Genomic DNA, 13,972 nt, shown 5'->3' with positions numbered 1-13,972 from the left:
GATGCGATTTGCCACCGGTTAATCTCCGAAGCCATTGACTTTTAAGTAAAAATGGTGTAACATAACCTTGTAGAATATAGAGACAATCCTGTCTCTCACTATCCTACGGTGGAGATATCGACGTGATATTTTTTAGATTAATGGAGGTGTCTCATAGACAAAAGGAATAAATACAATATTAGAGCATTTAGACTACGATAATTTAGTCGTATATATTAAAATCGCCATTGAACTCTACAAAATTGGAAAGGAATTTTACGACCGAAATAAAAAGCGATAAGCATTTGAAAATTTAGAATATGGGGAGGTCGGCGCAAATGCCGCCTCCTTTTTTATTTGAAAGCGGATGGCAGCGCGAAGCATGCCACCCGCAGTTGACCCTTAGCCGCGGAGATAAGGACGGCTGGTATCTGGACTGTATAGCCTTGACCCGATCATTGAACTTTGTGGTGGGCGGGAGGCTACTTCACACGTTATCCGGCAAGCCCGCAAGCCACGCTAGAAGCATGGCAGTGCCGTCAATGTCCCCCACCTGAATTTAAGCCGAGAACACGCCGCATGCCCCGCCCGCGACGCGGGTGAAGCGATAGGTGCCAGGTGCTGAGATCAGAGTACTTGGGGCATAGGAGGTAATCTGCCCAACAACGTTGTAAGCAGCCGCATCGTCCTTCAGGTAGATATAGACCTGAGCTTTTGCATCGTAGCCCTTAAGGCCAACCGTCAGCGGAGTGCCTGCGGCAACCGTTACGTCGGCAGAATCCGCAGCAGTGCCGGCGGTCGAAAGTATCTGCGCGGCTGCCATTACGCCACCGGCTTGCTTGCCGCTCTACCCTTGACGACGACCGCACCGGCAGCAATCGACGTGCCGCTGTTCAGAGTCAGAACGGTCCGCAGATACCGGCGATTACCGATGTAGCCGACCTTGTAGACCGAGGCAGCCGCAAGAGCGGCAGGGAACGTGCCAACCAGATCGGCGGCCGCAATGTCCGTGAAATCGCCCGAAGTCGTAGTGTCGGATTCCTGCAGCTTCGGCGTGAAGTTGCCGCTGCCAGCGATAGCACCAGTGTTGATGATAACAGCGGCGCTATTAAAGCCGAGTAGATCGATAGCTGCAGAGGTGTTGGTCGCAGTAAGCACGGCAGGCGCAACAGACTGAACCGCGCCAATGTTATTCGCGAGATCGCGCATGATTTAATCCTTGTGAAAAGAGAGTGGGCGGCCACTAGAGGACCGCCCTGTATCGCTTAGGCCGAGACCTTGAGCTTGCGGAAGGCTTCGGCCTGCGTATTGGCGCCACCAACGCGTCGGCGAGCATGGAAGCGAACCTTGCCGGAAGTTGCCTGGCTATACGGATCTCGCAGGATTGACATGGCAACACGGTCATAGATGCGGTACCGCGTGAAATCACCGAAGATAACCGGGAACGTACCGGCCGCAATGTCGGGCATATCTGGGGCCTCAACGATCGGACGGCCAAGCAATGTTGCAGGTTCACCTGCCTGGATGCTGGGCTGCCAGATATATTGCTTCGTAGAGTCTTTCAGGCGCCTTAGCGCCGCGATCGTGGTGCCATTGGCCATCCACACGCCATTAGCCCGGTAGGCGGGCTTGAGCGCATACATCAGGTTGATGAGGCCATCCGCGGTGCCGTCTGGGTCGCTGATAACGGCGGCCGAACCAGAGACGGTAAACGGAATGCCGGCGTCCGTCATAAAGCCGGTGGGCTTCTTAAAGCCGTCGCCATTGACGAACGCAACAGCCTCGAGGCGCCCGAACTCTTCGGCCAGATCCATGGCCACTTCAGACTCGACATTGACGGCTGCGTCTTCCAGCAGTTGCAGCGAAACATCGACGTAGCAGGCCGCTTCATTGACCGGGATTTCGATCTGTCCATAAGCGCTTTCAGTCGAACTGCGCGTTTCGGTTTCGCCGACCCAAGACGCTGTGGGCGTCCCAGTACGCTTCGGCAAGATAACCGATGGTGACGCAGTGCTGCCCACGCGTGCGGCCTGACGCACTGGCGAAAACTGCACGATGTTCTTGATCACTTCGGCCTGGAATTCGGCCGGTGCCAGGTAGCCGCCGCGGGTGTCGTCGGAAACGACAAGCGACTTGGCTTCCTCGCCAGGCATGCGTTCCGGACCATATTTCAGGAACGACTTGAACGCCTTGCGCTCGGCACTCGGCTCGTTGTCATTGTCGCCCTTGATGATAGCCGGGCGATTGAGCCTCGTCTCAACGGCGGCAAGCCGGTCGACAAGCTTAGTGTTGTCGTTCGCAGCCGTCTTGGTCTCGACGGCCTTCAGCCGATCATCAACGGACTTCTTAAGCTCGTCCAGCGCCTGGGTGACGATAGAGTCAACGGCGTCGTCTTCACCCTTGAGAACAAGGGCGGTTTTTGCATTACGCATATTTGGAATATTCCTAAGTTCGGATCGCTGCAGCGAGCCTGTTGATAGCCGCCGCAATTTCAAGCGCGCGCACGGCGGATTTGGCGGAAGTGACCTTCGCGCCAGGATGCATGGCGAGAGTCACAAGACTCGCCTCCAGCAATTCAAGTTGTGAAATGGTTCGGCCGCCGCCCTTGCGAGCGATGGCCTTGCGGGTCACAAACCCAATACTTATGCCGCGGACGGCACCAGCTTTAACGAGTGCCCGCACCTCGTCTGCGCGGCGCACCTCACCCACAAGCAGCCTGCCTTTAAGGCGCAAACCGTCAGTGGCTTCGGTCGCATCCGTCCAGGCGCCCAAGGGGTCGTTCTGGTCATGGCCGAATAGAATAGGCATCGGCATCTTAGCGTCGGCAAAGGCGCCTTTTTCAATAACGTCGCCCACTCGGTCGGGCGTGCCGAACGGCCACGCAAGCGCCTCGATTGCGCCAGCATCGCCGGCAAGAAACTTAGTTTCGAAGAATAGGCGCTCCATTAGGCGGCTGCCTTTACAGGTTGATTGTCGTTGGCTGGCTTGGTGCCTGTGTTCGGATTTTCGTAGACGTCGCCGCCGTCACGAGGCGGCATACCAAGCCAGTCGCGCGCCTCGTTGCTGTTGAGAACTTTGGCGGTAATGAGCGTGCTGATAGCCGTGGCTCGAGCCGTGATGTCAGCCTGCGTGAAGTCGTCAAGATCGAAGCAGAAGCGATACTCGCCGCGCTCCTCGTCGGTAAGCAGCGCACGGTTGAACGCCGACTCCAGAACGCGAAGCCATGGCAGCAAGGTGAAGGTCAGATATTCCTTCGCAGCCTGCTCGGATGTCGACCACGTAGCGCGGTCAAGCTTGCCGATCATGTGTTGGGGAATCGAAAATGCCCTGGCTATTTCGGCGAGCTGGTACTGCCTATTCTCAAGGTATTGTGCGTCTGTGCTATTGAGAGTCATTTGCTCCCAAGTCGCGCCGTCCCAAAGAATCGCAGTAGAGGCTGCGTTGGCAGAACCTGAATGTGCTGCCTGCCAGCCGGCCTTCATCTTGGCCAAGGCGGTGTCGCCCAGCTTCACGCCTTGTGGCATGGTGATGACCCCGGAGGGTTTGCAACCGGCAGTCCACAGCTTGGCCGCGTACGCCTCCATGGCCTTCGCGACGCCTATGGCTTCGGAGCACTGTGTCAACGGGCACTTTGAGAATGCGCCGCGGACGTGAATTACGTCCGACGCAGGAACCACCTTGCCGCTCAACCGGTACGTCGGCTCGCCGGTCACCGGGTCATACTGAACGTCGATGACGGACGACTCGTAGCGGATAATCTCCGTTGGCTGGCCGCTTGGACGGTTGACCCAAGCTAACCCGCCGCGGTCCTGCGTTAGCGCCTGGCTGACTAGATCACGGATCAGCTCATAACCAGACGTCCAACTATTTGCCTGGCCGGTCAGAAGCTTTAGTGCCGGGAAATCGGCAGCGTCCGTCTCCTCATCGCCAACCTTGCGCTTGACTATCAGGCACATGGTTGCGGCGCTTTCGGCAATTACAGAGACGGCATTGCGAACGCCTGGCACCGTAAGGGCTACGCTGGCGGATACTGCGGCTGTGCCCGTGACGGTGGCGCCCAAGATGGCGAGCAATTCCGCGTCGGGTTCGGCTAGTGATTTGGTTTCGCTGATGACGTTCCCGTGTGGAACATCCTTTTGCTTACGGTCAAACGGCCACATCGGCAGACTCCAGTTCTGCGCAACGCGCGATGATGTCGGCTGAAATTGTGCCGATCGGTATGAGTATTTTTGATTTGTCTACCGCCAAGCGTTCTACATCGCGGTCGGAAATGATGCGGCCCGATGCCGACGAAACAGAGATGACGTCGACCACCAAAACGGCATCCGTCGCGGGTGGCGTCTGGAGGTGTTCGAACGCTTGAGCTATCGCCGTCAGCCAGTTGCGGCCAGCGCGCTCCAGCTCGTAGCCGACGCGCAAAATGCAGATGTCTTGTGGGCTAAACCAACGCCTATCGCCGCGCCGCTCGCTAAAGAGAACTTCTGCGTCACGGATGCGGTGCACCCACGCATCCAACGTGCCACGCCGCAAGCCGGCCATGGCAGCGGCCTCGGCGACCGTAAAGTCGCGCGCGGTCCAATCGGCCATAGTGGCCTCCTTACGATGATAAGATTGTGATTTGGGCAAATAGAAGAGCCGCGCCCGTCATCGCGTCACGCGGACAAGCACGGCCAGACACCAGCGTCACGCTGACAATATTCTCATACATATACGCTACAACGCGCCACGATTTGGCACATCATGCAGCGATATTTTTCTTTCCGTTGTTGTCGTTCATCGCAACAAGCATCTTGGCGGTATCAAGCAATGCTCGCTTCCCGGCCTGGTCAGCGTACTGAGGGCCGTATCCCAGCCGCACGCCAAGGGACTTCAACGAACCGCCTGCAGCCACTTCGTCCAACACCTCACCAGCCTCGCCCTTGGGCTTCTCTGGCGCATCCCAAACGCCTACGGTGCCTGCGTTGGTCCCCTGTTTCGGACGCGAGATGCCGCCGAAGAAATAAGCACCCTTCGCCGTGATCGTCGGGCATTTCATGACTGGTGGCGCGTCGTCCATAAGTCGGGCTAACTCTTTGCGAGCCTCTTCGACACCGGGAAGCGGATCATAAAACGTGCCGTTGCCACCTGCACCAGCAGGCAGGCATGCCACGCGTTCCAGTCCGATCGCGGCGCCAGGAAGTGGCGTTGTTGGACGGACCTTCAAATAGCCAGCGGCATTGCGCTTGTTCTTGCCGTTGCCTCTCACGTCGTCCTTCGGCTTAAGCTTCTTTCCCGCCTTGGTCTGCCCCCATTCTTTGAGTGCGCCTCTGTAGAAGGTGAGGTCGCCCAAAAACTGCCATTCATCGTCTCGATAGGTCTTGCCTGCTAGGCGTCGATAACCCTTTCCGACATGCCGCACGCCACCACGCACATAGACACGGAAAGCATCGCTAGCCGCCCGCAATAACTCGCCGACGGTCGGACGCATTTCGCGATCGAGTTCATCTGCGGTTGCGTCGACGGATGGTTTCATGTCCACAAGCGCGCGCGCGACGGCCTGGACAGAATCCACGTCATTTTTCCTAAGCCAGTTCAATAGCGGAAGAGTTCCACGATATCGGTTGGTCTGGTTCATTCTGCTTTTCCCTTGATCCGCCACACGCTGCTTTCAATAATCGGGTAGATTTCGCCGCCGGCATCGAGTTCGACAAGGACGACGAAACTCAGGTTCTCGTTGTCGTCTTCGGTTGCCGTCACCCCAACGACTTCAAGCTCACGACCATCGGAGTCCTTCGCCCTGAAGGCCTTGATTGGAAGAAAGAACCGCGGACCATTGACTAAGCCCGTTTCGTCCTCCGCCATCTTCTCGGATAAGACGCTGCGCATGATCTCCTCGAACTGTTCGGGTTCCATCACGCGGCCTCCGCCAAGTCTTTGGGTTCGCGCACTTGATTGTCGGCGGTGATCAGGATTCGGCGACCAACAAAATCGTCCGCATCGAGACCCTTTCCGATGAAGATCCCGCACGCATTGGCCAGGCTGACAAATTCGGCCATACCCGCTTCCTGCATTTCCGGTCTGCGGTGTTTCACACAGATTTGGCGAGGACGGCACAAGCCATCTTCCACGCCGCGCATCATCAACTTCAGGATTTCGCCGAACCGGTCCGGCTCGATATGCGCCTTTTCGATGATGTATTCCTGGTCGCGTTTCGATGGTGGCGGGGTGACTTCGTCTACCACCTCATTGTCGTTGTCGGCCTCGACTTCTTTCGCCTTTGGTTTTGCGGGCTTAGTCGGCTTTTCCGCCAACTTGCGGTCGGCCTCGTCGTACTTCTCTGCAGCAAGCCATTTTTCAAGAGGCATTCGACCCTTGCCTGGCTTTGCGCTGGCCGCCCATGACGCAGCGCGGGCTGCGATGTGGTTGGCAAAAGTCTCGTCTGGAGCAATAAGAGCATAGGCTTCCCGAGAGGCAGTCTTGTTCCCGTGCTTGCCGTATGCCTTCCACACATCTTCGAAACCCGCTGCCGCCGTGGCGGCCGAAAGGCCAGCCAAACGCGGGGCTGCGGATACATCTTTACTGTCTACTTCTAACCCGGTCTTAAGCCGGGTAGAAGTAGACAGGTCTTCGTCTACCTTATGGGATACGCAAGAGCCTTTAGCGTTTACCTCTAGGGATACGCTCGCGTTTCCCACGGGGGATACGCTAGAGTTTTCATCGTTAGCGTTTACCTCTAGGGATACGCTAGGCGGGAAACGGCCCTCGCTGGCTTCGGTCAGCAAATCCCAATTGATACTGAATCGCGACGCGTTGCGGCCAGCGCCTTTGTCGATTTCGGTGATATATCCGCGCTTGCACAGGGCGCGATTGCCTTCGTTAATGTGGCGTTGTGAGAGCGGGGACTTTCCGTTCGGGCTACGGTCGGCCAGGACCATATGGATGGTTCGAACGCCCGCCAGTGAAGTGTGGCCATACCTTTTGTCAGACCAGCCGAGGTGAAAATCCCAAAGGATACGGTCTCGGCGCGATGCCTCTTTGTCGTATTGCATCAAGACGGAAAGCTTGCTTTTCGCCAGAAGGCCATGCGGGTCGTCAACGTCTTTCGTCCAATATGACGGGCCGATCTCAGTGTACTTCATTGAGCAACGGCCCCTGCAACGCGGCAAGAGCGGCGCTGGAAATCTCTTTCACCAAAGTCGGGGAGAACGTCACGACGCGTCCTGCGCCGCCCTGGCCGTTCGGGGCGAACACTGAAAAGCCGCCACCAGCGCGTCTCGAGACGCGAAGGCCGAAGAATTTGATGTCGTCATTGAATTGAATATCGACCTGCGCGACTGCGCTGCCCGCACCATTGGGTGCAGGTCTTATGGAAATGACTTTCAAGGTGGTGTTTCCTGTGGGGTTTTTAGCAAAAATGCCGCTTGCCGCGGTCTTGTTCTGAAATGGAAGTCCCGCGCCCCGGCGCTTGCCGGATGGGTTTCGGTCGACGCTGGGCCGAGGCGCGGGGTAGGTGGCTATGTCTTCGGCCAGCCGTCTTCGCCGAATTCAACCTTCGACTTCGTGCCAGGCTGGTATTCGTCCCGCAGCGGGCCTTCCTCGATAACAGCCTCTACAGCGGCGATTGCGCCCTGTATTTCGGCAAGCTGGCGAAGATGGTCGTCGGTCCAGCCACTTCCTCGAACCATGGAGTCCATAAGGCTCGTGCGGTTCATCTTGAGTTCTTCAAGCATCCCACCGAACCCTCTCATGCTGCCACTCCCATCGCCCTAACATTGTCGTTCGCGTGGTCGTAAACAGCCGTCCGCCGCTGCGCGGAAAGCCAGTTTTCCAAGTCGGGGAGGGCGTAGCGCACGGCGCCTCCGAGCTTCATATAGACTGGGCCGCAGCCCGCCATGCGGGACTTGTTCAGCCAACTCGGCGATTTGCCGATATGTGCCGCCGCTTCTTTTGTGGAAATTAGCACTTGCAGCCCCCTTGAATCAGTGTTATGTATTTAGCGGAGGGTGGAATTTGCGATCAGTGAATCGCAGTCCGATTTATAGGCGTTTTCGCCTTGAATGTCAATCCCGGTCAGCCGTTTTCCGGCTTTGCTATGATTTCCAGCCATTTCCAACCCGCCCACTTGTCGCCGGTCTCGCGGATGTGAGTGTAGCGCTGCAGGTTTTGCCAAGAGCGGTGGCCAGACACCGACGCCACCTGCGGTATCGTACGACCAAGCTCGAATAGTCGCGACACGCCTTCGTGGCGCAAATCATGAAACTTCAAGTCCGCGATGCCGAGCATGTTGCAGGCGTTGCGCCATGCGAAGTTTATGGTGTCGCCCTTGTACGGGAAGATCAGTTCTCCTGTCTTCGGCGTGGCCTTGATGATCGCCAGAGCCTCTGGCGTTAGCTCTGTCCAGATGTTGTTCCCCGAAGATCCGCGTGGATCCTTGGTGTCACGAACCAAGATACGGGAGTGCGCCTCGTCTAAGTCATCCCACCGGATGCGGACTATCTCTCCCTCGCGGCGCGCGCTGTACAACGCGAATGCCGCAATTCGCTCCATAGGCAGGCTTCGCTCGGTACGGGCGGCGAAGAAATCCATAATGCGATTCATCTCAGCAACGGTCGGGCGCCGATCGCGCTGATTGGAGCGGCCAGTCATCTCAAGTTTAGACGCTACCGTGGTCGCGTCCGTCATTGCCTTTTCGTCTAGTGGATAGCCCCACGCGGGCCGCGCAATCTTGAACACGCCGGATAGGAACGTGAGATACCCCGCAACCGTCGACGGGCGTCGAGTTTTTGCAAGTTCGCGCGCCAGAGCCACTATATGATCAGAGCGTATCTCGGAGCACCGTTTGGAAGCGATGTCGAATTCCTTTAGGCTCTTTAAGACCGCTGCCTTTGTGCGGCCGAGCCTCTTGGCTTCGCGTTCGTACCGGCCAATGGCTTCGCCAAGGGTCGGGTCTTCCTTCTTGATTTCATCAACGGCGCCAGGCTTGGAGAGTTCGCCCTCGCGGTATGCTCCCCATGCCGCAGCCTCACGCCGCTTGGGGAAGGTTTTGTTTTCGCGATGCAGCGTCTTGCCGTCGCGCTTGATGACAATTTGCGCCAGGAAGGTCGGCGTGCCGTCCTTCCGCTTTCGCTCTATGATGCTCGCCATGTCGGTACAACACGCCTCCGTTTCGGTACGACATGTTGTACAACAAAAGAAAATGGCTGCAATAGGCGGAAAACTGATGACACGCCATGACACGCTAACGTATTGATTTGAAAGAAAAAGATAATGAAATCAATTGCGGCCTTGCCGATGTATGACTGGCCCGAAATGCGGGGCGAGGTCGACGCGCAATGGGCGTTGCTGCGCGACGCCTTCCGCAAAAAGGGCATCGACGCGCCCGAAGCGCTTGTCCGCGTCAATGGCGACCTGCCGCCAGTGCCGGGTGGTATCCGCGACGGCGAGGGCAAGATCATCGCGCCTGATCCGGTGACGCTGCCGCCGGACGAACTCGACTTTCACCGGCTCTGGCTGCACCCGGCGCTGCTCTTCGGGCAGACCTGCTGGGGACCGATGGACCTCGGCCTGTCCGCGCATGTCCAGGTTGTCGCCCAGCCGAGCTACGATGCCTATGAGGGCGGGCAGGGCGAGCTCTATTCCAGCGCGCTGGTGATGCGGGCGGATGGCGGGCCATCGGTTTCGTCGCCAGTTGACGGCGCTCCGCTGATCACGCTCGACCTCCTGCGCGGCAAGCGCTTCACCTTCAACGACACCGGTTCCATGTCCGGCTTCCTCGGACTGAAGCGCGATCTGGAGGCTATGGGCGAAAGCCTCGACCTCTTCGCGTCGCGCAGCCCGAGCGGCGGCCACCGGTCCTCGATCGTCGCCATCGCCGAAGGCAGGGCGGATGTCGCGGCTATCGACTGCGAGAGTTGGGCGCTGGCGCAGCGCTTCGAGCCGGCGGCGCGGCAGGTGAAGATCGTCGGCTGGACAGGCCGGCGCAAGGGCCTGCCGTTCATCACCGCCAGGACGACGCCGGACAAGACGGTGGCCGCCTTGCGGGAAGCCGTCGCGGGTCTCGGATAGGCTCAGCCCAGCAGGCGCTCGTCGAGCGGATAGGTCGAAAGCTGCTCGTTGCCGGTCTCGGTGATCAGGATCTGCTCCTCGATCTTGACGCCCTCGTGCCCGCCCAGCCGGCCGATATAGCTTTCGACGCACAGCACCATACCGGGTTCGAGCACGCCATCCGGCGTATCCGCCGTCCAGTCGCTGGCGTGCGGCAGCGTTGGATACTCATCGGCCAGACCGACGCCGTGGTAAAGCACGCCGTAGCGGGTCGGGAAGCAATCGCCCGGCGGCACCGCCGAGCGTTCGACGAGGTCGCGGAAGGACGTGCCCGGCTGCATCAGCGCGGTGTTGTGAGCGATCTGGTCGGCGGCGATGCGGTAAAGATCACGCTGCTCGTTCGTCGGTCTCCCGTCGCCGCAGAGCCAGGTGCGCGACAGGTCGGCGCAGAAACCGTAAGGGCCGATCAGGTCGGTGTCGAAGGCAACGAGGTCGCCGGCCTCGATGATGCGCGACGAGCTTTCCTGGAACCAGGGATTGGTTCGCGGACCGGATGACAGCAGCCGGGTCTCGATCCATTCGCCGCCGCGCGCGATGTTGCCGCGGTGCAGTTCGGCCCAAAGTTCGTTCTCGGAAATGCCCGGCTTCAGCGCCTGTTCCATTTCGCCCATCGCCGCTTCGCAAGCGATGATCGCCCGGCGCATGGCGAGAATCTCGTCCGGCGATTTGATCAGCCGCGCATTCTCCATCACGGCCTCGCCATTGCCGATCGTCACGCCGAGGCGGGCGAGTTCCTCGACGCCTTCGGGATTGATGTGGTCGACAGCGATGCGGCTGTTGCCGCCGCCATGTTCCCTGACCAGATCGGCGATGCCGGCGGCCCAGCGGCGCACTTTTAGTTCGGTCAGTTCACCGCTGTAGAGATACATCCACGACACGGCCGGCCGTACCTCGTCGACGACGCCGGAATGGTCGGACAGGTGCTCGCAGGAAAAATAGTCGAACAGAACCACCGGGCCTTCGGTGGCGACGAAGCAGTGGCGGGTCGGGTTGTGTGCGACCCAGAGCTGCATGTTGGTCGAGTCGGTGGCGTAGCGGATGTTGATGGGGTCATAGAGCAGGGCTCCGGCATAGCCGCGGCGCTTCAGCTCGGCGCGGACGCGCTCGAGCCGGTATTTGCGCATCGCAGCCAAGTCGGGCGCGGCAATGCCTGCTGCTGCCCACTCGCCTTCGGCAGTCGCACCGTAGCCAAGAACATGCTGGTTGAGCGAAGCCGCCTTCTGGCGCGAGCCCTCGCGCAGCGCCTCGATCGAGCCGGGTTCGAACGGCATGATCTTGCGATGACGGCCAAAGCTGCCCTTTGGCACCGCGCTGTCCATGGTCGAACCTCAGGTCCGCATCTTCTCGCCGCTCGGATCGAAAGGCGCTTCGACATTAATACGGGCCGGACGGCGATGGCCAAGGATCTCGATCTCGAACAGGCCGGCACTTTCATCCTCGGCAAGGGCTGCCGGCACATAGCCTTGCGCCATCGACTTCTGCACATAGTGCGCATAGCCGCCCGAAGTGACCCAGCCGACCACGCGCCAGTCGCCATCGACGATGCCGCGCACGGCGGAAGCGCCTTCAGCGGCCTTCGAGCCGCGCACTTCCTTGCCTGTCGTGTCGAAGCGCGGCGCGCCGTAGCCATGCGGCTTTTCCACCGTGCCATAGTCCTTGCTGACCTTGGCCCAGATCGGCTCGTCGCCCATCACGTCGGCGTCGGCCGCATCGACGATGAAGGAGACGCGGCGCAGTTTCGGCCCTTCGGCGTGCTCCTTCGCCGATGCCTCGCGACCGATGAAGTCGTTCTTCTCCAGCTTGATGAAGCGGTCCATCGAACCCTCGAACGGTCCGTAGATCGGGCGCAGTTCGCGGAACCAGGTCGGGAAGTTCTTCTCAAGGCGCATCGAGAGCAAAGCGCGCATGCCGAAATCTACCAGACCGAATTCCTCGCCGGCGTCTTTGATGGCCTTGTAGACCAGGCGCTGGTAGGCCGGCGCCATCCAGATCTCGTAGCCGAGGTCGCCGGTGTAGGTGATGCGGTTGACCATGCAGGGCGCGCCGCCGACCGCCATTTCGCGGAAATCCATGAAGCGGAAGGCCTTGGTCGAGATGTCGACATCGACCAGATTCTGCAGCAAGTCGCGGGATTTCGGCCCGGCGATCGACAGGCCGACCAGCGACTGGTCGAAGCGGTGGATGCGGACGGAACCATCCTTCGGCAAATGCTTCTCGAACCAGCGCATGTGGTATTTCTGCGCGGCCGACGAGCCCCAGATCATGAAACGATCTTCGCCCGCCTTGGCGATGGTGAAGTCGCCGATCAGCTTGCCGAATTCGTTGACCATCGGCGTCAGCACGATGCGGCCGGTCTTCGGCATGCGATTGGTCATCAACCGGTTGAGGAAATCCTCGGCCACTGGTCCCGACACTTCGTATTTGGCGAAGTTGGCGATCTCGGTGACGCCGACCCTTTCACGGGTGGCGCGCACTTCCTCGCCGATCGGGCCGAAGTCGTTCGAGCGGTGGAAGGAGACAATATCCTTCGGCTCCTTTCCCTTCGGCGCGAACCAGAGCGGGGTTTCCAGACCCCAGCTGTCGCCCATCACCGCGTTGTTGGCGAGCATGGTGTCGTAGAGCGGCGTCGTCTGGGCGGGCCGAGCGGCAGGCAGCTCCTCGTTGGGGAAACGGATCGAGAAACGGCGCGAATAGTTTTCGCGCACCTTGGCGTTGGTGTAGCGCAGGCTCGCCCATTCGCCGAAGCGCGCAACGTCCATGCCCCAGACATCGAAGCCCGGATCGCCATGCACCATCCAGTTCGACAGCGCGAGGCCGACGCCGCCGCCCTGGCTGAAGCCGGCCATGACGGCGCAGGCGCACCAGAAATTGGTCAGGCCCTGCACCGGGCCGACCAGCGGGTTGCCGTCGAGCGCGAAGGTGAAGGGGCCGTTGATGATCTGCTTGATGCCGGCCTTCTCGATGCCGGGGAAATGCTTGAAGCCGATCTCCAGCGACGGCGCGATGCGGTCGATGTCGGGCTGCAGCAGCTCATGGCCGAAATCCCACGGCGTGTTGACCGGCGACCACGGCTTGCAAGCTTTTTCGTAGGTGCCGAGCAGGATGCCGTTGCGCTCCTGGCGGGTGTAGATCTCGCCTTTGAAATCGAGCACGCCGATCATCTCGCGACCGGTCGACTTGTTGAATTCCTCGACCTCCGGCATCGGCTCGGTGAGCAGATACATGTGCTCCATGGCCAGCACCGGCAGTTCGACGCCGACCATGCGGCCGATCTCGCGTGCCCACAGTCCGCCGCAGTTGACGACATGCTCGGCCTTCACCGTGCCTTGCTCGGTGACGACGTTCCAGGTGCCGTCGACCTCCTGCGTCAGTTCGACGACGCGATTGCGCAGCACGATCTCGGCGCCGAGCTTCTTCGCCGCCTTGGAATAGGCGATGGTGGTGCCGGAGGGGTCGAGATGGCCTTCGACCGGATCCCACATGGCGCCAACGAAATTGGTCTCGTCCATCAGCGGGAACATCGCCTTGGCTTCGGACGGCGTGATCAGTTCGGTGTCCATGCCGAGATAGCGGCCCTTGGCGTGGGCCAGCCGCAGGAAATCCATGCGCTCGGGCGTATCGGCCATCATCACGCCGCCGGTCAGGTGCAGCGAGCAGGACTGGCCGGAGATCTCCTCGATCTCCTTGTAGAGCTGCACCGTATAGGCCTGCAGCTTGGCGACGTTGGGGTCGCCGTTCAGCGTGTGGAAGCCGCCCGCCGCGTGCCAGGACGAGCCGGACGTCAGCTCCGAGCGCTCGATCAGCATGATGTCGGTCCAGCCGGCCTTGGCCAGGTGGTAGAGCACCGAGCAGCCGACGACACCGCCGCCGATGACTACCGCTTTTACATGAGATTTCATGAAGATAGATC

The 13,972-nt window shown here is 59.7% G+C and carries 15 protein-coding genes; 1 reads left to right on the top strand and 14 read right to left on the bottom strand.

What is annotated here, in order from left to right; all coding sequences use genetic code 11:
• Positions 1–538: 538 nt before the first annotated feature.
• The 12 genes from ACSQ3Z_RS15650 to ACSQ3Z_RS15595 form a co-directional block, all read right to left on the bottom strand.
• A complete protein-coding gene (locus ACSQ3Z_RS15650; protein ID WP_436172235.1) occupies positions 539–802 on the bottom strand; it encodes a hypothetical protein in 264 nt (87 codons plus the stop codon).
• A complete protein-coding gene (locus tag ACSQ3Z_RS15645; RefSeq protein ID WP_436172234.1) occupies positions 802–1,188 on the bottom strand; it encodes a hypothetical protein in 387 nt (128 codons plus the stop codon). The genes ACSQ3Z_RS15650 and ACSQ3Z_RS15645 overlap by 1 nt, the downstream gene beginning before the upstream one ends.
• Positions 1,189–1,244: 56 nt before the next feature.
• A complete protein-coding gene (locus ACSQ3Z_RS15640) occupies positions 1,245–2,411 on the bottom strand; it encodes a phage major capsid protein (protein ID WP_436172233.1) in 1,167 nt (388 codons plus the stop codon).
• A 13-nt stretch (positions 2,412–2,424) separates the two neighbouring features.
• Positions 2,425–2,925, bottom strand: a complete 501-nt coding sequence (locus ACSQ3Z_RS15635; protein WP_436172232.1) for an HK97 family phage prohead protease — start codon at positions 2,923–2,925, stop codon at positions 2,425–2,427.
• Positions 2,925–4,139, bottom strand: a complete 1,215-nt coding sequence (locus tag ACSQ3Z_RS15630; RefSeq protein WP_436172231.1) for a phage portal protein — start codon at positions 4,137–4,139, stop codon at positions 2,925–2,927. The genes ACSQ3Z_RS15635 and ACSQ3Z_RS15630 overlap by 1 nt, the downstream gene beginning before the upstream one ends.
• Complete coding sequence (locus tag ACSQ3Z_RS15625) at positions 4,126–4,566, bottom strand: hypothetical protein (RefSeq protein ID WP_436172230.1); 441 nt, start codon at positions 4,564–4,566, stop codon at positions 4,126–4,128. Before ACSQ3Z_RS15625 ends, ACSQ3Z_RS15630 begins: the two co-directional genes overlap by 14 nt.
• 151 nt (positions 4,567–4,717) lie before the next feature.
• Positions 4,718–5,593 carry a hypothetical protein gene (locus tag ACSQ3Z_RS15620; protein ID WP_436172229.1) on the bottom strand — a complete coding sequence of 292 codons (876 nt, stop codon included), beginning with the start codon at positions 5,591–5,593 and terminating at the stop codon, positions 4,718–4,720.
• Positions 5,590–5,871 carry a hypothetical protein gene (locus ACSQ3Z_RS15615; protein WP_436172228.1) on the bottom strand — a complete coding sequence of 94 codons (282 nt, stop codon included), beginning with the start codon at positions 5,869–5,871 and terminating at the stop codon, positions 5,590–5,592. Before ACSQ3Z_RS15615 ends, ACSQ3Z_RS15620 begins: the two co-directional genes overlap by 4 nt.
• Positions 5,871–7,097 carry a hypothetical protein gene (locus ACSQ3Z_RS15610; protein ID WP_436172227.1) on the bottom strand — a complete coding sequence of 409 codons (1,227 nt, stop codon included), beginning with the start codon at positions 7,095–7,097 and terminating at the stop codon, positions 5,871–5,873. The genes ACSQ3Z_RS15615 and ACSQ3Z_RS15610 overlap by 1 nt, the downstream gene beginning before the upstream one ends.
• Positions 7,084–7,341, bottom strand: a complete 258-nt coding sequence (locus tag ACSQ3Z_RS15605) for a hypothetical protein (protein WP_436172226.1) — start codon at positions 7,339–7,341, stop codon at positions 7,084–7,086. Before ACSQ3Z_RS15605 ends, ACSQ3Z_RS15610 begins: the two co-directional genes overlap by 14 nt.
• Before the next feature lie 131 nt (positions 7,342–7,472).
• Complete coding sequence (locus tag ACSQ3Z_RS15600; RefSeq protein ID WP_436172225.1) at positions 7,473–7,688, bottom strand: hypothetical protein; 216 nt, start codon at positions 7,686–7,688, stop codon at positions 7,473–7,475.
• A gap of 340 nt (positions 7,689–8,028) precedes the next feature.
• Positions 8,029–9,102: a site-specific integrase gene (locus ACSQ3Z_RS15595; protein WP_436172224.1), complete on the bottom strand. Its 1,074-nt coding sequence runs from the start codon at positions 9,100–9,102 to the stop codon at positions 8,029–8,031.
• Between the two features lie 123 nt (positions 9,103–9,225).
• On the opposite strand from ACSQ3Z_RS15595, the gene ACSQ3Z_RS15590 reads away from it, so the two are divergent.
• Positions 9,226–10,023 carry a phosphate/phosphite/phosphonate ABC transporter substrate-binding protein gene (locus ACSQ3Z_RS15590; protein WP_436172223.1) on the top strand — a complete coding sequence of 266 codons (798 nt, stop codon included), beginning with the start codon at positions 9,226–9,228 and terminating at the stop codon, positions 10,021–10,023.
• Between the two features lie 2 nt (positions 10,024–10,025).
• On the opposite strand, the gene ACSQ3Z_RS15585 is transcribed toward ACSQ3Z_RS15590, so the two are convergent.
• Both ACSQ3Z_RS15585 and ACSQ3Z_RS15580 read right to left on the bottom strand, forming a co-directional pair.
• On the bottom strand, positions 10,026–11,381 hold the full coding sequence (locus ACSQ3Z_RS15585) for a M24 family metallopeptidase (protein WP_436172222.1): 1,356 nt from the start codon (positions 11,379–11,381) through the stop codon (positions 10,026–10,028).
• A gap of 9 nt (positions 11,382–11,390) precedes the next feature.
• Entirely contained in the window at positions 11,391–13,961 is a 2,571-nt protein-coding gene (locus ACSQ3Z_RS15580) for a GcvT family protein (RefSeq protein ID WP_436172221.1), read from the bottom strand.
• Positions 13,962–13,972: the final 11 nt, after the last annotated feature.

This window comes from Mesorhizobium sp. LjNodule214, from assembly GCF_964252735.1.
Taxonomy (GTDB): domain Bacteria; phylum Pseudomonadota; class Alphaproteobacteria; order Rhizobiales; family Rhizobiaceae; genus Mesorhizobium.
The sequence above is the reverse complement of the archived record's forward strand: the minus strand, read 5'-3'. Positions and strand labels throughout refer to the sequence as shown.